The following is a 22,822-nucleotide window of genomic DNA, read 5'->3' as shown; positions in this document are numbered from 1 at the left end:
AGCTAAACAGCATTTGCCAGATAGAACTCGGAAAAGCGCAGCGCAACGTTTGTCTTTTGTTCTGTATTAACGTAAGGAGTTATTACAAATCGAGCGTGGCATTATTTTCTTGATTAGTTCAGATTTAGACTAAAGCAGCTCATCTAAACTACGGATAGCTTCTTCTTAGGTAGAATTAAACCCCCTTCTGTTTTCAAAGTCCCTTTTACTGTTTGGGAAAGTGAACAATAATGCAGTTATGAACCAGACAAGGTTTTGAGGTTGAGGCTCCGGGTCGTGTTGCTTGTCTGATGCGACCCATCTCTAAATTCCAAGGATTTTTAGCAAGGATTTTTTAGACAGAGACTTAGACAGAGATTCGATCGCCACAGAAACACCAGAAACGACGCGAAAAGCCGCGTTGCGTATTGGGTAAAAAGACTTACAGACAGGAGAGATTTAGCGTGAAATTAGCGGTTTACGGCAAAGGCGGAATTGGCAAATCGACGACAAGCTGCAATATCTCAGTTGCGCTGGCGCGTCGCGGAAAGAGAGTGCTGCAAATCGGCTGCGACCCAAAACATGACAGTACTTTTACTCTAACTGGGTTCCTGATTCCCACGATCATCGATACGCTCCAGGAAAAGGACTACCACTACGAAGATGTGTGGCCCGAAGATGTGATTTACAAGGGCTATGGCGGCGTAGATTGTGTTGAAGCGGGTGGTCCTCCGGCAGGAGCAGGCTGTGGCGGCTATGTAGTGGGCGAAACGGTGAAGCTGCTGAAGGAACTCAACGCCTTTGACGAATATGACGTGATTTTGTTTGACGTGCTGGGCGACGTGGTTTGCGGTGGTTTTGCGGCTCCGCTGAACTATGCCGACTACTGCATGATCGTTACCGATAACGGTTTCGATGCGCTGTTTGCAGCCAACCGGATTGCAGCTTCGGTGCGAGAAAAAGCCAGAACCCATCCCCTCCGCCTAGCAGGACTGATTGGCAACCGGACTTCCAAGCGGGATCTGATCGATAAGTATGTGGATTCTGTGCCAATGCCCGTGCTGGAAATTCTGCCCCTGATCGAAGATATTCGGGTGTCGCGGGTGAAGGGCAAAACGCTGTTTGAAATGGCGGAATCCGACCCCTCGCTGAACTATGTCTGCGACTATTACCTCAATATTGCCGATCAAATTCTGGCGCGTCCCGAAGGCGTGGTGCCTAAGGATGCCCCCGATCGCGAACTGTTTACCCTGCTGTCTGATTTCTATCTCAATCCCACCAAGCATCAGCCCAAGGCCGAGGAAGAACTGGATCTGATGATGGTTTAGTGTGAGTGCGGAGCAGCAAATCTCGATCGCAACAAAAGCTGAAAATCCCTTGTTTCTTTGGGTGATGCGTCGCCATTTTACGGTATGAGTGGGTTTGCATAATTTTTTGCACTATTTCTGCAAAATTTAGCGATCGTCTTTTGCATCCAGCACGATAAATTCCGTGAATACTGAACATCTCCGCAAATCCCTCAAAACTCTGTGGCTCAGCTACTACCGCACCCATCGAGACTGGCTGGTAAAACTGGGCGTTTGGGTCAACTGTGAAGGTCAGCGTCGTCCTTCTTCAAGCTTTATTCTGGCAACCCTGGCAACGCTCGAACCCGATCTGCTTGAGCTGCTTCCGCTGATTGTGGATCTCAGCAGCAATCCCGATCGCATTGTGATTGCCCTGGGTTTGAACTTCAACCCCGATGAGGCATTGGAAGAACTTGAAGCTGCTTACATCCCCGCCCAGCCGATCCGACTGCTCCCCAGCCAGACCGATGTGGTCAATTTCTCTCCTATCCCTCAGAACGCGATCGATCGCCCTGCTCCTGCCCAGCCAGACGATGCCTGTGAAGGAGTAGGACCAAACCCCAACCTGAGGTATGAGCGAACGAACTAGCAGAACATTAGGGGGATTGGCGGGACAAAAACATTTGCTTTCGTTCGTTTCAACGATGACCCTCGAAGGGGAAGTGCTTTGCATCGCCCCCATAACATCCCTTTAAGGAAACCGAATTTTATGACTCTGGCAAGCGAACCCCAATCCCTCAACTTCGACTGCGAAACGGGCAATTATCACACTTTCTGCCCGATTAGCTGCGTGGCCTGGCTATATCAGAAGATTGAAGACAGCTTCTTTCTCGTGATTGGCACAAAGACCTGCGGCTATTTTCTGCAAAACGCGATGGGCGTGATGATTTTTGCCGAACCTCGCTATGCGATGGCAGAACTAGAAGAAGGCGACATCTCGGCTCAGCTCAACGACTATGAGGAACTAAAGCGGCTCTGTGCCCAGATTAAGCGCGATCGCAATCCCTCTGTAATTGTCTGGATTGGAACCTGCACCACAGAAATCATCAAAATGGATCTGGAAGGGCTGGCTCCTAAACTGGAAGCGGAAATTGGGATTCCGATCGTCGTGGCACGGGCAAACGGTCTGGACTATGCCTTTACTCAGGGCGAAGATACAGTGCTGGCGGCAATGGCTCATCGATGCCCCGATCGTGCTCCGACCGCAGAGGCAGAGAAGAACGATCGCAATGCCATTCAAAAGCTGCTCAACTTTGGACGCAAAAAGGAAGAAGTTGCGGCTGAAGAATCGGAGTATGTGGATCACCCGCCGCTGGTACTGTTTGGTTCTTTGCCCGATCCCGTGGTAACACAGCTCACGCTGGAACTCAAAAGACAAGGAATTAAAGTTTCGGGCTGGCTGCCTGCCAAGCGATTTACCGAACTACCCGTCCTGGCCGAGGGCGATTATGTGGTCGGGGTGAATCCGTTCCTGTCTCGCACGGCAACGACCCTGATGCGCCGACGCAAATGTAAGCTGATTGGCGCGCCTTTCCCGATCGGTCCCGATGGCACTCGCGCCTGGATCGAAAAAATCTGCTCGGTGTTTGGCATTGAGCCGAAGGGACTGGATGAGCGAGAAGCGCAAATTTGGGCAGGACTGGAAGATTACGTGAAGCTGATTCGCGGCAAGTCAGTGTTCTTTATGGGCGATAACCTGCTGGAAATCTCGCTGGCGCGGTTCCTGATTCGCTGCGGCATGACCGTGCCTGAAATCGGCATTCCCTACATGGATAAGCGATACCAGGGTGCGGAACTGGCTCTGCTAGAGAAAACCTGTGCCGAAATGAACGTGCCCCTGCCCCGCATCGTTGAAAAGCCGGACAACTACAACCAGATTCAGCGCATTTATGAGCTTCAGCCCGATCTGGTGATCACGGGGATGGCACATGCGAACCCGCTAGAGGCTCGCGGCATCAATACCAAGTGGTCAGTGGAGTTTACCTTCGCGCAAATTCACGGCTTCAGCAACGCCCGCGACATTCTGGAACTGGTGACCCGCCCGCTACGCCGCAATAATTCTCTCAAGGATCTGGGCTGGGATAAGCTCGTGAAGGAAACGACGGTTTAGAATCTTCTCCTGTTCTTGATTTCTGTTCCCTGCGCTGATATCGGCGTGGGGATTTTTTTAGCTCCTGATGTACCCCTGATGTACCCCAAACTGCTGTACGAAGCTGAAGACTGTGCAATTGCAGCATGGCATCCTCGATCGCGTCGCAAAACTGATCGATTATTAGGGCTTTTTAAGCATTTGCTTAGTCCCATTAAGAGGCTGCTTTGTTCACATTAGCCCAACTCCCAGAGCGGGTAAAAACAGCAGCCCATCGACCCAAACGTTGTAAATCGATCGCTCCGTTTCTGGGGTTAATGTCCAGACACAAGCCAGCGTCAGCAGCAGCATCGGCAGCACAATTGCAACTGAGGGAATGTTCCAACCGTTAATCCAGCCACCCAGCAATCCAGCGAGTCCAACCGCATTGAATCCAGTTAACAGAATTCGGGTTGAGGGGATACCCACCAAAACAGGTAGAGTGGGTACGCCCTGTTTGCGATCGTCATTCAGGTCACGAATGTCAAACACATGGGCATTGGAACCCGTCACCATCAGCAGAAAGACGGCTGTGAGAACGGCAGCAGGGGTAAATGGCTGATTTGCATAGGCAAGCGGAATGGCAGTCAGTGCGTAAGCGATCGTGGCGCAGACGATCCAGGCTTTTGCACCGGGAATATCTTTGATGCGATGCCAGCGCGTTTGTCGATCGTGCCGATGCGAAAGCTGTCGTGGAAACAAAGGAATGCCATACGCTAGCGCAATGAATCCCACAATGCTGACCTTTTGCACGGCGATCGGAGCTTGAACCAGCAAAACAACTGTCGCCACCCCCGCCCCCAGCATCAGCAGCACAATCGCCGGACTACGATGAAAAGCCGGAAGCTGCTCATTCGAACGGTCCGGCATCATCGCATCGGCAAAGCGATCGAGGTTATAAAACGTTAGCGCGGCACAGAAAATGAGGGCGATCGGGAGAGTGCCGGGAGGCAGGCGCAAAGTCTGCTGAACAAAAAACACTAGAGAAGCAAGCGCGGCAGCTGTCCACAGGCTGGAATCGATCAGAAAATGCAGGCATCTGAGCACCAACGGATAAACCCAGCGCGGTCGAGCAGGCTCAAGCACCGACTCGAACAGAAATAAACGAACTTTTTGCATCAGCCAATCAAGAGCAGAATTATCTTGATGCTAGGGAGCAACAGGCTCAATGCGAATCATCTGTCCGTTAGATTCATCCGTTAAAACATATAGCAAGCCATCTGGACCCTGACGCACATCCCGCACGCGCTGATTGATGGCGATCGTCTGTTGACCCACCACGTTTCCTGAAGCATCGAGATCAATGCGCTGGATTGCCTGTCCCACCAGTCCTCCGGCAAACAAATCGCCCTTCCAGCCAGAGAGTCGATCGCCCGTGTAAAAGGTCAGACCAGAGGGTGCAATGCCAGATTGCCAGACCGTTTTGGGGTCGATTAATCCGGGGCGCGATCGTTCTGAGGAAATTTCGCCGCCTGAATATTCCCGGCTGTAAGTGACCAGGGGCCACCCATAGTTATTGCCTGCCTGCATTTGATTTAGCTCATCGCCGCCCCGTGCCCCGTGTTCCGTTGCCCAAACTTGCCCCGTTGCCGGATTAAGGGTCAGCCCCTGAATATTGCGGTGTCCGTAGCTCCAGATTGCCGGATCAGCATTGGCATTCGATGCAAACGGATTATTAGCAGGAATCGAGCCGTCATCGTTGAGCCGCACAATCTTACCAAGACGGCTTTGCAAATTTTGTGCCTGCCTGCGAATTAGATCGCCGTTAAGCGAAACAGGTGGGTTGCCGCCATCACCGATCGACACCAGCATCGTTCCATCGGGGAGCCATTGAATCCGGGAGCCAAAATGCTGCGTGCTCGACTTTTGCGGAGCCGCTTCAAAAATGGTCTGCACATCGCGCAAGGTTTGACCCTCCAGCACACCACGCGCTACACGGGTTTGATTGGCGGAGGCATTGCCGTGAGAATAAGTCAGGTAAACAAACCGATTTTGGGCAAACTGCGGGTGAAGCGACACCTCCATCAATCCGCCCTGCCCCGATGCAAACACGGGTGGTACTCCGGCGATCGGCGTTGGATCAAGCACATCATTGCGCACAATTCGCAGCCGCCCCGGTCGCTCTGTCACCAGCATTGCCCCATCGGGAAGCCATGCCATACTCCAGGGATGCTCTAGCCCGTCTAGAACAACCGTTTGTCGATAGCGTTGCGCTGCACCAGAAGCAGGAGCCTGAGCGATCGTTTGATTAGATCCTCCAGTCTGATTGTTCTCTTTTGTGGCAGTAGCCGGCTCAGAACTAGTGCCCGTTGCCGGAGAACTCGTGGAAGGAGCCGATGAAATTTGAGGCACAGCACAGCCCGCAACTACAAAGAGTAATATGCCCCTGGCAAAGGCAGTCTTGAACGATCGCTGCACAAGCTGCAAACGATTCTGAATTTTGGGTTGAATCCGGTGAAGCATAGCAACTAACTCCTTTTGAATCGGGCTAGCGTAAATCAAGGTTTGAGTAAACAGGCTAAACCTGCGCTAAACATGCTGTAGACCTGCGCGATCGGTTTGCAATGAAACCTTGCAACGAAACCTTGCAGTAAGAACTTGTAATGAAAACAAATTCGTGTCTAGATACTGGGCTACGACTGAGGTAAACCCTGACACAGCAATCGTTGAACAAGGCAAACTGTAAGCAAGGCAAACTGAAAGAGGTGATCGAATGGCAAGTAGATTAATGGCAAGCGACTATCGAAGTGAAAGAATGCTGCTTCAGCTATAGATAATAGCTTATCTATAATTCCATTATGTTGATCTGTTTCCAGAGCAGCTCGAGAGTTCTAAATTCAAGACAAAATTGAACTCAAGCCCCTATCTCTCTCCCACTCTGCAAGCACGTCTAACAGCCTCCCCTTCATCTCCTCATCCCCCATCTCCTCATCATGTCAACCCCCCACTTCTCCGACTCCCCCACTTGGACTGCCGAAGCCGAAGCGAAGCTAAAAAACATCCCTTTCTTCGTCCGATCGCAGGCAAGACAGCGCATTGAAGCCCTCGCCCGTGAAGCAGAACTAGACACGGTGACACCAGAATTGGTCGAGCAAGCCCGATTAGAATTTGGGCAATAGTAATTTGGGCAATCCTATTTTTCTCGAATTGCTTCTCGATTACCCCGTAGGGGAACTGCTTTGCATCGCCTTATTTCCAGCAATTGCTGAAAACTAGCTGCATTAGTTGTCCTGATTTCCGGTAGACATCGCAGCGAGGACCGCTTGCTGGCTCACCTGGGCATAGAGGGATTTGAGATATTCCTGAACGTGCTGGGCTGAGACGATCGCCTGATTGCCTGGCGTGTCAGATTTCAGGGGCAACGTTCCTAAAATATCCAGAACCGTTTCGCTGCTGGGCGGCGGCGCAATCACGACAAGAGACGGCTCAAGCTGCTGATCGTACTGCCAGAAGCGATCGAGGGAAATTTGATTTGTTGAAGCGGTCTCGATCGGGGGTAGGTCAGATTCGCCTTCGGTCTTCGCGCTTCGCATTTCCCGCAGAGCGGTAATGATCTGCTCCTTAGTGCGTCCCCGAAGCTGAAACAGCACAAACGGATCTTCGCTAAAGCGATCGCCCAGCACATAGTAAAGTGCGCCAATATGCTTGCAGGGATTCGCCGGATCAGGACAGGAACAGCGGCTGTGGATGTCAAACTTTGTGAGCGGAAACAGGCTCAGCCCGTTCGCTGTAAACACTTCTTCGATATTTTGCGGCATCTCGCCCGCCAGCAGCTTGGCTGAGAAAATGGCGCGTTCTGCCATCGACTCGATCACATACTGCCACTGCTCATCGTTAAATGGGTCGAGAGAAAGGCTAACTTTGTAGGGTTCGGGTGCGGTGCCCTGGACGAGTGCAGAGACTTTGGCGCCCTGATACTCAATTTTTAGCACATTGCCTTCCCGCGCATAGTTTCGGGCACGGGCGAGTCGTCGCACCCAGCCAAATGACTCCAGCACATCGATCCAGCGTTGTGCCCACCATTCCCGGCTTGCCTGTGTATCGTAAGTCATGCAATCAGTATAAACAAATAAAAAGAACCGGGGATTAGCCCAGTTCCTAGCACTCATCGTTTTTTAGGCGAATCGTTATGATGAAGAATCAGTTTTTGCAAGTGGATTGAACTCGCTGGTTGAACTAGCTGAGTGATTCTAGATAGTCCCGGACGCGGTTGCGTCGCTTTGGCTGTCTGAGCTTTTGCAGTGCCTTGGCTTCAATCTGGCGAACGCGTTCACGAGAGAGATCGAGTGCCCGTCCAATTTCTGCCAGTGAATAGGGTTGACCGTTGCCCAAGCCAAACCGCATTTGGATCACATCGCGTTCGCGAGTAGTGAGGTCGGTGAGGAGCTGTTGAAGATCTCGGTGGAGTGCCTCGCGCATCAGCAGCTCCTCAGGAGTTACACCGTCGCGATCGTCCAGCAGTTCGCCCAGCTCCGTATCCCGCTCTTTGCCCACCTTGGTTTCCAGCGAAACGGCACGGGGTACGCGCAGCAGCACTTCTCGCACCTGGCTAGGCGACATTTCCAGTTCGGCGGCGATGTCCTCCATTGAGGCAGTTCTGCCTTTTTCCTGGGAAATCTTGCGCTGCGCCTTCTTGATTTTGTTGAGCTTCTCGGTGATGTGAACGGGCAGGCGGATTGTGCGGCTTTGAGTGGCGATCGCGCGGGTAATGCCCTGACGAATCCACCAGTACGCATAGGTGCTGAATCGATAACCCTTGGTGGGGTCAAATTTCTCGACGGCACGTTCCAGACCCAGTGTTCCTTCCTGGATCAGATCCAGCAAATCAAGTCCGCGATTCTGATACTTCTTGGCAACCGAGACAACCAGACGCAAATTCGCCTTGATCATGTGATCTTTGGCGCGGGTTCCTTCGTTTTTAACTTGGTCCAGCTCTGCTGGGGTCATTTCCGACAGCTCTGCCCAGCGACGCTTTCCGGTGGACAGCATTATTTTTAGATCAGCAACGGTGGTTTCGGCTTCAACTGCCCACCGTTCCCAGGAAGGACGATGACCAAGGTGCGAGGCAAGCCGATCGTGAATGTCAAGCAGCTTCACGTAGGGCTGGATCTCTGCATCACCTTTTTCGGCAGCTTCATTACGAAGCTCTACCAGGCGCATATAGCGTTGAACGCTTTGGGCTTCTGAAACTTCTTCATCGCGTCCCAGCAACCGCACCCGCCCGATTTCCTGGAGATAGAGCCGCACAAGATCAGTGGTGCGTCGGTTGGCGTTTCGCAAAAGTTGATTTGGATCTGCATCCTCAAAGTCCAGGCTGACTAGCTCTGTTTCTGCCTGTTCCAAAGAGAAGTCAGAGGCATCGTGTTCACCATTCATTTCAAAGTTGACGACACTGGCTGATTCAGCGTAATCAAGATCAGCGCGAAAAGGTCTTGCTGTCATAGTGTTCGTCTCAGTGCTCCGGTGTAAGGGGGCATAGATTGCCTGTCAAGAGTGTTCCCACTTTGGGGGCTAATTAACCACGACTTCTTTAAGCAGCGTGAAGTTTCACGTCTTGCTCGATTGGCTTTGCAAATTGTGACGGATACACCCAATTCGTGATTGATTTAAATCACGGCAGTTCTGAATTATGCAGGGAACTCTCTAACCTACATTCTTTGTATCGGTGATTCCCGAATTGCTGCTTGAAGGAATGAAGTTGCTTTATCAAGTTGAAGTAAAGATTACGGTGCGATCGAGTTTTTTATCAGGCGTTTAGAGAAGTATCAGGGAACTGCAAAACCTACAACGATCGCCGACTTAACGCAGATGTACAAGCTAGCCAGAAACTGGAAGCAGTTCAGGTCACAAGTTCACTTTTCAAATCAAATCGCCTTTCAAGGAGCCTGCTTAGCATTAACTAGCGGCTGCACCACTCGGTCGATCGCATCCTGCATAAAGGCTCGGATGAACTCGTCGCGCTGATTCAGGCGAAACTGTTCCTGCACCACTTCCGTCATGCCGCCGTCGCCCCAGTCTTGATTGCGACGGAAGTATTCGATAAAGCTTTTTCCAGCAATTCGTGTGAGATAGGCTGCCGTCACGCCTTGAATGGCTCGACCGACGAGAAAGGTTCCCACATTGGTTTGCAGCGTAATTGAGAGCAGTTCAAACGCGCCGCGCACCACGCCCAGACTGACCAGGGTTTTTGCTAAGGAAATTGCCAGATCCTTTCCTCGCTCCAGATTAATTTCGCAGCCGTAGATGCGCCCCAGCTCGATCACCATTTGGGCGTTAATTGCCGCCGTTGCTAACAGATCGACTCCCGGTAAAGGAGTGACGGTAACGGCTCCTGCTACAATCCACTGATAGCGATCGACAACTTTTTCTGCCTGCTGTCGTCGCTGGTCGTCGATTTGCTGCCGTGCCGCTTCGCTAAGCTGCTGGGATTGCAGCAGAATGTTGTCCGCCACCAAATTTTCGCCTTCCGATCGCAAAACGGCTGCGATGCGCTGAAGCAAAGGAAAGATATCGGGTTCAGGGGTGAGCCATTCGCCGCTTTCGAGCTGCACGGGCTGAGGGTTGGCGGCGATCGGAATGATATCTTCTGCTGAGATTAAATCTTGAAGCCGCTGCTGAATCTGAGCAATCAGGGCTTCCAGGTCGGCTTCGGGATATAAATCGGTTTTGTTGAAGACGAGGAGCGATCGTTTGCCGATAGTGAGAAGCGATCGAAGCACGGTGTATTCAGACTGGCGCAAATCGTTATCGACCACAAACAGCAGCAAATCGGCTTCGGTCGCTAGCTTTCGCGCCGCCTGTTCTCGTTCTGTTCCTGCGATGCCTGCTTCCAGGATTCCGGGGGTGTCAGTCAGCAAAATCTCTCGTCCCAAGCCGCGAAGCTGGAGTCTTGAGGTGGATTCTACACAGGTGGTTCCCATCGGTGCGCCAACCTGCCCCCCCGCCGTTTGTCCGGTAATGCGATCGATAATCGCGTTGATCAGGGACGTTTTGCCTGCAGAGCCTGTGCCAAAGATCACGACTCGAATTTCCCGACGGCTGAGGCTTTCTTCGATTTCACGGGTGCGGCTGGCAAGAGCCTGACGGGTGACTTCGTCTTCGATCTGGTCAATTTGCTGCTGTACTGCCCGCAGCGTCTCTCTTGCCGCATCGACCTTTTCGACAGGAACAGTCGGCAGCCGCTTGGGTTGCTTTGGCTTCGTGAATCGCAGCGCATAATAGAACAGGACGATCGCCAGTGCTGCAAACAGTCCAATCAAGAGGAACAGCAGCAAATTTGCCAGCAGTGGCGATGTCCACGCAATGCTGTAGTAGAGCTGTGACAAGGAACCGATTAGCCAAATCGTTAGCCCCAACACCAGGATGATGCCAACCAGGACTAACAAAAGACTTGACCGAGACATGAGCGGCTCTAGAAATAAAGGGTTCTTCTTTTGATCTTACCGAACCGATAGAAAGCAGCTTCTTTAGCTCATTTAGAGGAGCTCATTTAGAGGAGTTGCCGTCTGCTGCCGGATGCGATCGAAGAAGCGTTACCATCTAGCCTCTCGGATAGCCACCGCCATTCCGACGACCACCACCACCACCGCCACCGCCCTCTTCACGGGGTTTGGCTTTGTTGACTCGAATTTCGCGACCGAGCCATTCTGCGCCGTCAAGTTCGTCGATCGCCTTTTGCTCTTGAGCATCGTCTTCCATTTCGACGAATGCAAAGCCCCGCTTCCTTCCGGTTTCCCGATCGGTTGGTAAGCTGACTCGACTCACTTTTCCATACTCAGCGAAAACTTCCCGTAGATCCTCTTCAGTTGCCTGAAAAGACAGGTTGCCAACGTAAATAGTCACAATTCTCTCCAAACCATTCGAGACGAGTGGCAGTTCAAGGAAACGCAGGGTAGACGAGAAGATGATTCCCATTAAACTGCAATCCAGTACTGCTTTGCAAGCAATAATAGCGGATCTATTGAGTTAGCGCAGCAAAATAGAAAACATCTTTTTTAAAATTCAAAAGACACTGATATTTTGCAATAGTATCGATGGAAAATTCTTAGGGTTTTTTATCGGGCAATCTGTCCCATGAAGTTTCCCCAAAGCTGGGCTGCATCGCCGCTTGTGCCGTTCGTTGGGGTGTTGTCATCGTTACCAAACCAAACTCCTGTCACCAGTGATTGGCTAGGAATGTAGCCAACAAACCAGAGGTCAACATTGTCATTGGTTGTTCCTGTTTTGCCTGCTTCACCTAAACCGAGAGAGGCAGCTCGTCCGGTGCCCGACTGCACAACCCCTTGCAGCAAGGAAGTCATGGTATTTGCAACTTCAGGTGAGAGAACGGTGACATTTGCCTCTGCGTCTTTGCTGTAGTCGTAAATCACACGGCACGTTCTTGCATCGTTCACATTCTGGCAATCGCTGCTGTCAAAAATGCGGCGGATTAAGTGAGGACGATGGCTTACTCCCTGATTTGCCAGTACGCCAAAGGCACCCGTGAGCTGGAGCAGATTCACTTCGCTTTGTCCCAGAATCAATCCGGGGGTAGCCTGCAGATCAGCCGTGATGCCCATTCGCTTTGCGGTTTGAATGACGCGATCGAGTCCCACGTCTTGCGCCACCCGCAGTGCGACCGGATTCTCGGATTGAGCCACTGCCCCAAACATATCCAGACTGCCGCTGCCCGATCGACAGCCCTCAAACGACTGTCCCTCCCAGGTCAACGGGGCACAGGAAAACGAGGTATAGGGCGAGGTTCCCTGCTCCAGTGCGGCAACATAGGCAAAGATTTTGAATGTCGATCCGGGCTGGCGATATGCCTGGGTTGCCCGATTAAACTGGCTCTGCTGGTAGTCCGCACCACCGACCATTGACAGTACTTCGCCCGACTGGGAATCTAGCGTCACCATTGCCCCTTCCGAGAAACCTACCGAGGTGCCCGTGTCCGTTACGGCAGTTCTCAGTGAGGATTCTGCGACCTGCTGAATTCGCTGATCGAGGGTGCTTTCGACGACAAAATTTCCTTCCTGGGCGAGCTGCTCTCCTAGCAGGCGTTCGAGTTCCGCAAACACCTCACCGTAGAAATAAGGGGCGATCGTGCTTTGCAGCTGCTTAACGGCTGCGGGATTAATTTCGATGCGCGATCGACGGGCACGTTGGGCGTCTTCCTGGCTGACTTTGCCCTGGGCTGCCATGCGGTTGAGAACGCGATCACGAAACTGCACTGCCGTCTCGTAGTCCCGCACCGGATTAAAGCGGTTCGGCGCAGGCAAAATTCCGACCAGCGTTGCGGCTTCTGACAGCGAAAGGTCTTTAGCAGATTTGCCGAAGTAAAACTGTGCCGCGTCCTCAAAGCCGTAGTTCCCGTTCCCCAGATAAACCCGATTCAGATAGGTCAGCATCAGGTCGTCTTTGCTGTAAAAAGTCTCTAGCTTCAAGGCAGCAACCGCTTCACGCAGTTTGCGTCCGGCAGAGTCTTCGGTTCCTACATAGTCACGGAAAATGCTGCGGGCAAGCTGCTGGGTGACGGTACTGCCACCTTCCAGGATTTGGCCGTCCCGAACGTTGATGACGGCCGCCCGCAAAATACCGAGCGGATCAACGCCTAAATGCCAGTAGTAGCGAGTATCTTCTGAGGCAATCACCGCTTCCGCCAGATAGGGCGAAAAATCGCTGAGCTGCTTCATCTCGACGTGCGGACGAGTTTCTACGGTGCTGAGCGGCGTTTTTCCGTCTCGCGTATAAACGACGACCGGACCTTGAACTGAGGCAGGCAGCGGACGCACCGAGAACTTTTGCCACTCTAACCCGACCCAGCAAGCCGTGAGCGCAGTCACCCCTGTTGCGCCATATAGCCCGTAGCGAAAGGCTCTGACATACCAAGGTGGGGGATCGTGATACTGAACGCGGACGGCTGCCGCCAGTTCTGGGGGCCCTAGAGTCAAAATATCCCCATGCCGCAGGGGAAACTTGGTGACTCGCCGCTTGCCGCGATAGATTCCGTTGGTCGAATTTTCGTCGCGCAGCACAAAGGGCGCATTCGGCTTGCGCTTATCCCGCGTCAGCGACAGATGAACCTGACTCACAACCGGATTTCGCACCACGATATCGCAGGACTTGGAGCTGCGTCCTAGCAGGTAGCGTTCGCCCAGCAAGGGATAGGTTTCAGCCTGGGTTGCGTCGGCATCCTGCACCAGAAGTTCGGGGACTCTGGCATTAGGCTTAAGCCGAAGCTTGGTAAAATCGACCCGCGCCTGCACCGTTCGCACCGCCTGAGTCAGTGCCCCCAAGAGGGTTTTCGGCGGGTTGGGTGAAGGATTGGGCGGCTGAGGATTTGGGGCTGGGTTGGGTGTCTGGGGAGGAGTCATGCCAGAATTATGCCGCAATCAGGCAACGCGTATCATCAAACATCTTATTGAGATACAAGTTGGGGCATGGGGGTTTCCAGAAAGGTTGGGGCTTTTTGATCGTTTTTTGTGTGGGGAGTTAGGTGGATGAGTAGATGGGTGAATGGGTGAGGGGATTGGGATTCCGCTTGGGGAGTTTTGGAGATAATTACAATGAAGAGAGCGGCGGATTTGTGTTCGTCGTGGCAGTTCACCTCAGAAAAGCGGCAGGCGATCGTCTTATGACTCCTTCTTCCCACCCCCTTTCCCAGTCCCTAGCTTATCCGCAAAGCCCTGCGGTTGACCAAGTGGATGACTATCATGGCGTTGTGGTGGCTGATCCTTATCGTTGGCTGGAAGACCCCAACAGTGAACAAACCCAAGCCTGGGTTGAGGCGCAAAATCAGGTTTCGTTTGGGTTTTTGAAGGAGATTCCGAGCCGCGATCGAATTCAGCAGCGGTTGACGGCACTCTGGGACTACGAGAAGTACGGCATTCCGTTTAAAGAGGAATCGCGCTATTTCTACTTTAAGAATGATGGGCTGCAAAATCAGAGCGTGCTGTACACCTTGCCGAATCTAGATGCAGAGGCGCGGGTTTTGCTTGATCCCAACAAGCTTTCGGAAGATGGAACGGTCGCGCTGTCGGGGCTGGCGATCAGCAAGAATGCGAAACGGATGGCGTATGGCTTGTCCACCGCAGGGTCGGACTGGCAGGAGTGGAAGGTGCGCGATGTCGAGACGGGCGAGGATCTGCCGGATCATTTGAAGTGGATCAAGTTTTCGGGGGCAAGCTGGACGCCAGATCATCAGGGCTTCTTTTACTCTCGCTACAATGAGCCGAACGAAGCGACCAAGCTGGAGGACGTGAACTATTTCCAGAAGCTTTACTATCACCGACTCGGTACATCGCAGTCTGAGGATGTGTTGATCTATGAGCGTCCCGACCAGAAGGAGTGGGGCTTTGGTGGTGGCGTGACCGAGGACGGACGGTATTTGATTATTTCGGTGTGGCTGGGCACAGATTCGCGCAATCTGGTGTTTTACAAAGACTTGAGCCAGGAAAATGCTCCGGTGGTCGAGCTGATTAATACCTTTGAAGCCAGCTACAGCGTGATTGATAATGAGGGCACGACTTTCTGGATACAGACCGATCTGGACGCGCCGCGCGGTCGGGTGATTGCGATCGACCTGACCAGTCCCGACAAATCAAACTGGAAGGAAATTATCCCGCAGGCAGCGGAAACGCTGGAAGGTGTGGGGATACTGAACAACCAGTTTGTAGCGTCTTATCTGAAAGATGCCCGGACGCAGGTAAAGATTTTTGACCTGGACGGTCGCTTTGTGCGCGAGGTGGAACTGCCTGGACTGGGTTCAGCCGGGGGATTTGGGGGAGAGCGACACGATACGGAAACCTTCTACAGCTTTACGAGTTTCACCACGCCGCCCACAATTTATCGCTATGACATGATCACCGGGGAAAGTACGCTGTTCCGTCAGCCGCAGGTCGATTTCAACCCGGATGATTACGAGACGCGCCAGGTGTTTTACACCAGCAGAGACGGGACGCAGATCCCAATGTTTATTACCCACAAGAAGGGACTGGCGCTGGATAGCAACAATCCGACCTACCTTTATGCCTACGGCGGGTTTAATATTTCGCTCACGCCTTCTTTTTCACCTGCCAATCTGGTCTGGATGGAGTTGGGCGGCGTGTATGCAATGGCAAACCTGCGGGGCGGCGGCGAATATGGCGAAGACTGGCATCAGGCGGGCATGAAGCTGAACAAGCAAAATGTGTTTGATGATTTCATCGCGGCGGCAGAGTGGCTGATCGAGAACAAATACACCCAGCCCCAGAAACTGGCGATCGGCGGTGGTAGCAATGGCGGTTTGCTAGTGGGAGCCTGCATGACTCAGCGACCGGATTTGTTTGGGGCGGCTCTACCTGCGGTGGGCGTGATGGATATGCTGCGGTTCCACAAGTTCACGATCGGCTGGGCATGGTGTGCTGAGTACGGTTCGCCGGAGAATCCTGAGGAGTTTCAGACCCTCTACGCCTATTCGCCGCTGCACAATCTCAAACTGGGAACGGCTTATCCGGCAACAATGATTACTACGGCAGACCATGACGATCGCGTGGTTCCGGCACACAGCTTCAAATTTGCGGCAGCTTTGCAGGCAGCCCATCAGGGCGAGAACCCGGTGCTGATTCGGATCGAAACGAAGGCAGGACACGGAGCCGGAAAGCCAACTGCCAAAATTATTGAGGAAGTTGCCGATCGCTGGGCGTTTTTGCTGCGGACGTTGAGAGTGGAGGAGAAAACGCAGTCGTAGAAGGGATTTTGGGCGTGGGAAGATCCTGCATTGCTCCCTAAATCCCCCAATTTTGGGGACTTTGACAGTTAGCATTATTAGCTCGGTTCCATCAGGGTTGGCTGCGATGTGGACACATCTCTAAGGGGAAAATCTTTCTTATTCGCCCTCTAACCTTTACCACTGCTTAAAAGCCTTCCCTCAGTTCAAAGTCCCCCAGAATTCGGGGATTTAGGGGGCTGCAACACATCGAACACTGCTTAGAGAACTTGAATCTACATCAGAGTTGATTCGGGAGAGCTTTAACTCTGATGTGGGAAAAACAGCTCTCGTCTTGAGTAGGAACATTTCGTCTAACACATCGTCTTTTGCCGTCACACTGCGAATCAAATTCACTGCAATAAATCGAATTCATCTGGATCGAAACAAAAAGAAATCGATCGCAATGAACCACCGATCGCAGAATAAACTCCTAAAATAGGTCGATAGAATGACTGAAAACATCTAAATTTCTATCGCTGGTTCTATTGCGAATGACCACTGCAACTGCCCCGAATTCTTCACAGGAATCATTACGTCGGCTAAGTCGCTTCGACTGGAAACTCTGGAATCGCTTTGTGGCGATCGCCCAGCCTTACTGGTATCCCGCTACACCAGGCAGCGGCAAGGTTTTCTTTGGGCTGCTGGTACTGCTGATCGTGTTTTTGTTTGCGTTTTTATTTGTGCTGATTAGCGGCGTGACAATGCTTTGTCAGCAGCTTTTTCCGCAGTTTATGGAACAAACGGCAGGCGGATTCGTCGGCCTTGTGCGAGCGGTTTGGACTTCGCCTGGGGTCGCGATCGTCCTCACTGCGCTGCTGATTCCGGCGATCGGGTTTTTCCTAGCAAGACGTAATGTATTACCCCGCTGGAGGCAGTGGCTTTTGCTGTCGTCACTGCTGCTGCTCTCGCTGGCGGTAAGCGGCTTAAACGTGACGATTAGCTATGTTAGCAACTTCTTTATGACTGCGTTGGCAGACAAAGACCAGCCGACTTTCTGGCTGTTTTTGTTTGTGTATGCGGGTGTATTTGTCGTCGGTACGCCGATCGTAGTGATCTACAGTTATTTGCAGGACGTGCTGGGGCTTTACTGGCGAGAATGGATGACCGGAAAGTTTCTCAACGAATACTTCAGCAATCGCGCCTACTACGAAATTAATAACGACGAAAATATTGATAACCCTGACCAACGAATTTCTGAAGATATTCGCGGCTTTACGAATACAAGCTTGTATTATTTGCTGCTGATTTTGGGTGCAGTTCTTGATCTCATTTCCTTTACCGGAATTCTCTGGTCAATCTCCAGAACTCTGTCGGTGTTTTTGATTGGCTATGCCATTTTTGGGACGATCGTCGTTGCCATTTTTGGTAAACGGCTGATTACGCTCAACTTCCTGCAATTAAAACGCGAAGCAGATTTTCGCTATGGGTTGATTCACGTTCGGGACAACGCTGAATCAATTGCCTTTTATCGGGGAGAAAATCAGGAAATTGGGCAATTAGGACAGCGATTTAATCGGGTTCTGCAAAACTTCAACTTCCTGATTCGCTGGCAGCGAAACCTTTCTTTCTTCACTAAAGGGTATGAGTATGCGATCGTGATTTTGCCCTCGTTGATTATGGCCCCGCTGTTTTTTGCTGGACAGATTCAGTTTGGTGATATTACTCAGGCAAACTTTGCCTTTAGCCAGGTACTTGCTGCTTTTGCAGTCTTTGTGCTTTATGGGCAGGTTGAGCGAATCAGTGCCTTCGCTGCCGGAATCAACCGTTTGGAAACCTTTACCGAAGCCCTGCAAGAACAGGACAAGATTTATCCCGAAGGACAAACCAAGATCGATCTGGTTGAAGAACCGCAAATTTCTCTCAATCGCGTGACGCTGCAAACGCCCAAAGGTCAACGGACACTAACCAGTGATTTGTCGATGACGCTGCAACCCGGACAGGGCTTGGTGATTGTCGGTCAGAGCGGGGTGGGCAAAAGCTCGATGCTGCGGGCGATCGCCGGATTGTGGAACACGGGAACCGGGCGCATCGGTCGTCCGAATCTGAAGGAAATGCTGTTTTTGCCGCAGCGCCCCTACATGGTGCTGGGAACCTTGCGCGATCAGTTGCTTTATCCCAATCTGGAAAACAACGCAGTCAACGACGAAGATGTGTATCGTGTGCTGAAGCAAGTTAACTTAGCAGACTTGCCGGAGCGCGTCGGTGGCTTTGATGTAATTCTCGACTGGTCGGATGTGCTGTCTTTGGGCGAACAGCAGCGGCTTGCCTTTGCCCGTTTGCTGCTGACCAAACCGCGCTACGCCATTCTAGACGAAGCCACCAGTGCGCTCGATCTGGCGAATGAACAGCGGCTCTACCAAACGCTCCGTGATACCCAAACCACCTTCATCAGCGTCGGACACCGCACCAGCTTGCTGAAGTATCACGACTACGTACTGAAGCTGGAGCCGGATACAAGCTGGCAGTTGGTTCCGACAGAGGAGTACAAGGTAGATTTGGAGGCGTTTGCTTAGAAACTGAAATTTAATAGTTTGGTTTTTGTGGGGTGAGCATCTTCCTCCGCTTGGGAAATTCTGCTTGGGAAATAGAGATGTTGCACTGAACGGACGGGGACATCCACCTCACAAGAATGCTTAAGAAATCGATCGACGCATGAATTTCCCTCATGGCGCGACGCGGAAGAAGACGATCGGGTGCGATCGACGGGCTGCTTGGTCTAAGGATTGAGCAGCGTTTCTGTTAGAGTTTGGGCTTCAGGGTCAAAGGTGTAGTGTACTTTGGGTGTATGGTACTTTGACTAATCGATCGCCTGTTTCGGTGGTTTCTCCGATCTGACAATCCGCGCAGTATCCTGTTTTGGGCTTTGCGCTGAGGAAGGACAGTGGCGATCGAGGGTTTGCGTTTATTTTGCCTTTGCTTCCAGCGTCTCCAAGCGGCTCTTGAGTTCCTGATTATCTTTCTTGAGCTGATCCAGTTCCTCCTGGAGTTTCTGGACTGCCTGATCTTGCTTCACGGCTTTTTGGACGCGCTCGATCGCCTCTTCTGCCAGACGGCGGACTCTGCCATCAGGGGTTTGGTCTGCCAGTGCGCTGAGGATGCCGATTGCCTTTACGGTTTCCATTTGTCCTAATGCAATGCTGGTGGAAACCTGCGTCAGGAAGAACGATTCGCGGGAAAGTTCGTCCAGACGATTGAGAATGCGCTCCAGGTTGACGTTATTTTGTCCAGTGGAGATTGCGCCGAGTGCCCGGATTGCCGCCAGACGGAGTGCCTGGGGTATGCCTGCTGCGGTGTATTCCAGAATCAGATCGAGGGCAGCTTCTGAAGTTTTGAGTTTGCTCAGTCCAAGGATTACGCCGCTGCGTACCGTTTCGTTCCAGCCTGCCCGCTCCTGTAAAACCGATCGATAGAGCTTCAGCACCTTTTCTTCTTTCGATTTACCCTCCAGTTTTCCGGCGGCGACAGTTCCCAAAGCAGACAATGCAGCCGCCTCGACGTAATAGCTGGGATCGCCTGCTTCTGCCAGTTTCTTCAGTGCTCGGTAGCTGCCGATCGTCTTCATTTGCGCCAGCGCGTTTACCACCGATCGCCGGACTCTTGCTTCTGGGTCTTCCAGTCCTTTGACCAGTTCCTCAAATGCCTGATCGAGCTTGACCGATGCAAGCTGATCGGCGGCTTCCGCCCGGACTCCCCAGAAAGAATCAGACTGCATCGCTTGAGCCAGCGCTTTTACCGCTTCCAGACCGCCTTTTTTCGCCAGAGCCTCTGCCGCATAGATGCGAGAAACCGGATCGGGATCGTGCTGCAACTGCGCCTTGAGTTCGGCGATCGGATATTCCAGCGTCACCGTTTTCAGCAGATGGTTGCCTAGATCGAAGCTGACAAACTGCGGCTTTTCTGCCAGGGGAAAATAGAAGGTTTGCTCGCGCTCATGAATGCGAACCGTAAAGGGTTTGATGGATGCCGATTTCTCAGGGCTGGATTCATCGATGTAGCCAAAGCCGATCGTCACGCGCAGGTCAAACAAGCCGCTGTCGAGTCCGTTGCCTTCCTGTGCCTGGGTTTGCGTGACGGTGAGCTTAGCAAGATTGCTGTCGCCGTCCCACCCATAGGCGATCTTGTAATCAGGATGTCCGCCCCGGAAGACGTATTGATCAAAGAGGGGCTGCAAGTTGCGTCCGGTGGCTTGGTCGATCGCCCGCAGCAGATCGATCGTTTCCACGGTGCGATGAGCGTTGTCATTCACAAACGTATGAATCGCCCGGAAGAATAGTTCGTCGCCCAGCTCTGCCCGAATCATGTGATAGACGCAGGCTCCTTTTTCGTAGAGATGCCGATCGTAGAGTTCGATCGCTTCCCGGTAAATATGGGTGACGATCGGACGGCGATAGCGGGTGGCATCTTCGCTGAAATAGCTGCGGGCGGTTTCCAGACGGTAATAGGCGGCTTCGTCTGCGCCGTATTCGTGAGTCGTCCACAGCACCTCGGAGTAGGTTGCCATGCCTTCTTTGATCCAGGCGTGCGACCAGTGCTTGATCACGACTAAATCGCCAAACCACTGATGCGCCAGTTCGTGTGCCACCAGCGATTCAGAACTGCGGTTATCGAGGGCAGCCCGTTCATCCAGAAGGCAGCGATCGGTCAGGAGTGTCGTGGAGGTATTTTCCATGCCGCCGAAGATGAAGTCTTCCACGCAGACCTGAGCATATTTGGGAAACGGATAGTCATAGCCAAAGGTCTCGCTAAAGAACTGAATCATCTGCGGCGTTTTGCCCATCGTGCGACGGGCATCGGCTTCGCGTCCCTTTTCCACATAGTAGGTAACGGGCTTGCCGTTCCACTCGTCCTGAAGTTCGGCAAAGTCGCCAACTGCCAGCGTCATCAGATAGCTGGGATGCACCTGCTTTTGATACCAGTGATAAATTTTGTCGTCGCCAGCGGTCTGCGTGTCGATCAGTTCGCCGTTAGACAGGGCAAGATACTGGCGCGGCACTCGCACCCGAATTTCAGAAGTTGCCAACTGTCCCGGATAGTCGAAGCAGGGAAACCAGAAGCGCGAGTCTTCATCTTCGCCCTGTGTCCAGACCTCGACGGATTTCTGGGGATAGTCGGTGGTTGGTGCAATAAAGTACAGTCCGCGCTGGGGCTTCTCAACCCGATAGGCAATCACCAGCATAATCGGTTGACCCGCTTCGGTGGGTTGCTTGAGCCGAACCTGAAGCCGTTCACCGTCATAGTCAAACGGCTGCTCTACGTCCTCGACCTGCACCGAATCAATCTGCAAATTGACTGCATCTAGCGTGAGCCGATCGACCCCGTCGCGCACCGGACAAATCCGAATGCTGCACGTTCCGCTGTAGCTTTGTTCTGGGATATTCAGCACCAGATCCAGCGCAATATGCTCGACCTGACCGGGACGATCGGGGTTGTAGTGAGGCTTCGCACCCGGCAGAACAAACGATTTGCGTCCGTTATTGGTATCAAAGGCGACCGATTCAATTGCAGAGTGAGACATTATTGCAGATTAATCAGAGAAGATTGGTACATTCACCTGATTGATCCTATAACTGTTCGATTCGATCGCGGATCGAATTATGAAAATTTTTAGAGTGCAAAAGCAAATATTCATCAGGCATATCTTAGTGAACGATCGTCACAAGGAGTCAAATTCATCTCTGGAAACTGGGTTTGCAAACTACAGCGAATTCGGCTCAAATCCGTTTGTCGAAGACTTGCCCCTTGCAAATTCGCACCCGATAAATTCGCATCCTGCAAAACGGCACGATCGAGCTTTGCTGCCCAAAGAGAAGCATTCGTGAGGTTCACACTGCTCAAATTTGCACCGTATAGCTTCGCGCCGTTCAGGTTTGCCCGGTTCAAATTGGCATGGTGCAGCGTTGCCTCCATCAGGTCGCACTGGTTCAGATTGGCAGATTCTAGATTTGCGTGATCCAGTGCTGCGCCGTTTAGCGATGCTGCATGAAGATTTGCCCCGCTCAGGTTTGCCCAACGCAGACACACATCGTCGAGATTTGCCACCGTTAAATTTGCACCGCTTAAATTCGTGCCGTTCAGCTTGGAATTGCTCAGGTCTACGCCATCTAAATCAACTCCGTGCAAATCAACCCCGTTAAGATATGCCTGGCTCAGTCGCACGTTGTCGAGCTTGGCATTGGTGAGAATTGCGCCGCTCAGCCTTGCCCCGCTCAAGTTTGCCCACTGCAAATTGGCCTCGGTCAGATTTGCCGATCGCAAATTAATCCCACTCAAGTTTGCGCCACAAAAGTTAACCCCGCTCAGGTTTGCCTGCCGCAGATTCACACCCTTCAAAATTGCGCCGCTAAATCGGGCTCGGGTGAGATTTGCTTTCGCTAGATTTGCGCCACTCAAGTTTGCCTTAGTGAAATCTGCGCCGACTAAATTTGCACTGGTTAAGCGGGCATACTGCACCGTTGCGCCATACAAATACGCTCCACTCAGATTGACCTGAGTCAGATTCGCGCGATCGAACTGGGTCGAAGACAGGACTGCCTGGGTCAGGTTTGCTCCGCTCAGATCCATTCCGCCTAGATTCGCCCCGGCTAAATTAATGCCCGCAAAGTTACGCTCTCCGGCAGCGTATTGGGCAGCAAATTCTAAAAC

At 52.3% G+C, this 22,822-nt stretch carries 15 protein-coding genes; 6 read left to right on the top strand and 9 right to left on the bottom strand.

What is annotated here, in order from left to right; translation table 11 throughout:
• Positions 1-443 precede the first annotated feature (443 nt).
• From bchL to H6F80_RS25160, 3 genes are all read left to right on the top strand, one after another.
• Positions 444-1,307: a ferredoxin:protochlorophyllide reductase (ATP-dependent) iron-sulfur ATP-binding protein gene (gene bchL, locus H6F80_RS25170; protein WP_190794253.1), complete on the top strand. Its 864-nt coding sequence runs from the start codon at positions 444-446 to the stop codon at positions 1,305-1,307.
• Positions 1,308-1,470: 163 nt separating this feature from the next.
• Complete coding sequence (locus H6F80_RS25165; protein WP_190794252.1) at positions 1,471-1,914, top strand: DUF5331 domain-containing protein; 444 nt, start codon at positions 1,471-1,473, stop codon at positions 1,912-1,914.
• A gap of 120 nt (positions 1,915-2,034) precedes the next feature.
• Entirely contained in the window at positions 2,035-3,435 is a 1,401-nt protein-coding gene (locus H6F80_RS25160; protein ID WP_190794251.1) for a ferredoxin:protochlorophyllide reductase (ATP-dependent) subunit N, read from the top strand.
• A gap of 210 nt (positions 3,436-3,645) precedes the next feature.
• Here H6F80_RS25160 and H6F80_RS25155 read toward each other — a convergent pair whose 3' ends face one another.
• Together H6F80_RS25155 and H6F80_RS25150 are read right to left on the bottom strand one after the other, a co-directional pair.
• A complete protein-coding gene (locus H6F80_RS25155) occupies positions 3,646-4,572 on the bottom strand; it encodes a UbiA family prenyltransferase (RefSeq protein ID WP_190794250.1) in 927 nt (308 codons plus the stop codon).
• Between the two features lie 30 nt (positions 4,573-4,602).
• Positions 4,603-5,916 (bottom strand): PQQ-dependent sugar dehydrogenase, encoded by a 1,314-nt coding sequence (locus tag H6F80_RS25150; protein ID WP_190794249.1) that lies wholly within the window; start codon positions 5,914-5,916, stop codon positions 4,603-4,605.
• A 470-nt stretch (positions 5,917-6,386) separates the two neighbouring features.
• Here H6F80_RS25150 and H6F80_RS25145 point away from each other — a divergent pair, with 470 nt between their 5' ends.
• The gene (locus tag H6F80_RS25145; protein WP_190794248.1) at positions 6,387-6,572 is read left to right on the top strand and encodes a PCP reductase family protein; all 186 of its coding nucleotides are present in this window, start codon (positions 6,387-6,389) and stop codon (positions 6,570-6,572) included.
• 102 nt (positions 6,573-6,674) lie between these two features.
• Here the strand turns inward: H6F80_RS25145 and H6F80_RS25140 are convergent, their stop codons facing one another.
• From H6F80_RS25140 to H6F80_RS25120, 5 genes are all read right to left on the bottom strand, one after another.
• A complete protein-coding gene (locus tag H6F80_RS25140; RefSeq protein ID WP_190794247.1) occupies positions 6,675-7,505 on the bottom strand; it encodes an SWIM zinc finger family protein in 831 nt (276 codons plus the stop codon).
• 124 nt (positions 7,506-7,629) lie between these two features.
• Positions 7,630-8,895 carry an RNA polymerase sigma factor SigC gene (gene sigC / locus H6F80_RS25135; protein WP_190794246.1) on the bottom strand — a complete coding sequence of 422 codons (1,266 nt, stop codon included), beginning with the start codon at positions 8,893-8,895 and terminating at the stop codon, positions 7,630-7,632.
• 434 nt (positions 8,896-9,329) lie between these two features.
• Positions 9,330-10,856 carry a YcjF family protein gene (locus H6F80_RS25130; RefSeq protein ID WP_190794245.1) on the bottom strand — a complete coding sequence of 509 codons (1,527 nt, stop codon included), beginning with the start codon at positions 10,854-10,856 and terminating at the stop codon, positions 9,330-9,332.
• A 136-nt stretch (positions 10,857-10,992) separates the two neighbouring features.
• Positions 10,993-11,295 (bottom strand): RNA-binding regulator, encoded by a 303-nt coding sequence (gene rbp, locus H6F80_RS25125; protein WP_190794244.1) that lies wholly within the window; start codon positions 11,293-11,295, stop codon positions 10,993-10,995.
• A gap of 212 nt (positions 11,296-11,507) precedes the next feature.
• On the bottom strand, positions 11,508-13,805 hold the full coding sequence (locus tag H6F80_RS25120; protein WP_190794243.1) for a PBP1A family penicillin-binding protein: 2,298 nt from the start codon (positions 13,803-13,805) through the stop codon (positions 11,508-11,510).
• A 134-nt stretch (positions 13,806-13,939) separates the two neighbouring features.
• Between H6F80_RS25120 and H6F80_RS25115 the strand changes: the two genes are divergently transcribed.
• Positions 13,940-16,159: a prolyl oligopeptidase family serine peptidase gene (locus H6F80_RS25115; protein ID WP_518523647.1), complete on the top strand. Its 2,220-nt coding sequence runs from the start codon at positions 13,940-13,942 to the stop codon at positions 16,157-16,159.
• A 512-nt stretch (positions 16,160-16,671) separates the two neighbouring features.
• On the top strand, positions 16,672-18,693 hold the full coding sequence (locus tag H6F80_RS25110; RefSeq protein WP_190794242.1) for an ABC transporter ATP-binding protein/permease: 2,022 nt from the start codon (positions 16,672-16,674) through the stop codon (positions 18,691-18,693).
• Between the two features lie 389 nt (positions 18,694-19,082).
• On the opposite strand, the gene H6F80_RS25105 is transcribed toward H6F80_RS25110, so the two are convergent.
• Together H6F80_RS25105 and H6F80_RS25100 are read right to left on the bottom strand one after the other, a co-directional pair.
• The gene (locus H6F80_RS25105; protein WP_190794241.1) at positions 19,083-21,695 is read right to left on the bottom strand and encodes a M1 family metallopeptidase; all 2,613 of its coding nucleotides are present in this window, start codon (positions 21,693-21,695) and stop codon (positions 19,083-19,085) included.
• A 113-nt stretch (positions 21,696-21,808) separates the two neighbouring features.
• Positions 21,809-22,822: pentapeptide repeat-containing protein (locus H6F80_RS25100; protein WP_190794240.1), on the bottom strand; the 1,014-nt coding region annotated here is incomplete at its 5' end.

The sequence above is a fragment of the Leptolyngbya sp. FACHB-711 genome (genome assembly GCF_014695615.1).
GTDB lineage: Bacteria > Cyanobacteriota > Cyanobacteriia > Elainellales > Elainellaceae > Leptolyngbya_A.
Note: the sequence above shows the minus strand (reverse complement) of the source record. Positions and strands in the feature narration are given on the sequence as shown.

Excerpts from the sequence above, each read along its gene's own strand:
- H6F80_RS25160 (WP_190794251.1), top strand. The coding sequence starts at position 2,035 with ATGACTCTGGCAAGCGAACCCCAATCCCTCAACTTCGACTGCGAAACG.
- H6F80_RS25155 (WP_190794250.1), bottom strand. The coding sequence starts at position 4,572 with ATGCAAAAAGTTCGTTTATTTCTGTTCGAGTCGGTGCTTGAGCCTGCT.
- H6F80_RS25150 (WP_190794249.1), bottom strand. The coding sequence starts at position 5,916 with ATGCTTCACCGGATTCAACCCAAAATTCAGAATCGTTTGCAGCTTGTG.
- H6F80_RS25145 (WP_190794248.1), top strand. The coding sequence starts at position 6,387 with ATGTCAACCCCCCACTTCTCCGACTCCCCCACTTGGACTGCCGAAGCC.
- H6F80_RS25140 (WP_190794247.1), bottom strand. The coding sequence starts at position 7,505 with ATGACTTACGATACACAGGCAAGCCGGGAATGGTGGGCACAACGCTGG.
- sigC (WP_190794246.1), bottom strand. The coding sequence starts at position 8,895 with ATGACAGCAAGACCTTTTCGCGCTGATCTTGATTACGCTGAATCAGCC.
- H6F80_RS25130 (WP_190794245.1), bottom strand. The coding sequence starts at position 10,856 with ATGTCTCGGTCAAGTCTTTTGTTAGTCCTGGTTGGCATCATCCTGGTG.
- H6F80_RS25120 (WP_190794243.1), bottom strand. The coding sequence starts at position 13,805 with ATGACTCCTCCCCAGACACCCAACCCAGCCCCAAATCCTCAGCCGCCC.
- H6F80_RS25115 (WP_518523647.1), top strand. The coding sequence starts at position 13,940 with ATGGGTGAATGGGTGAGGGGATTGGGATTCCGCTTGGGGAGTTTTGGA.
- H6F80_RS25110 (WP_190794242.1), top strand. The coding sequence starts at position 16,672 with ATGACCACTGCAACTGCCCCGAATTCTTCACAGGAATCATTACGTCGG.
- H6F80_RS25105 (WP_190794241.1), bottom strand. The coding sequence starts at position 21,695 with ATGTCTCACTCTGCAATTGAATCGGTCGCCTTTGATACCAATAACGGA.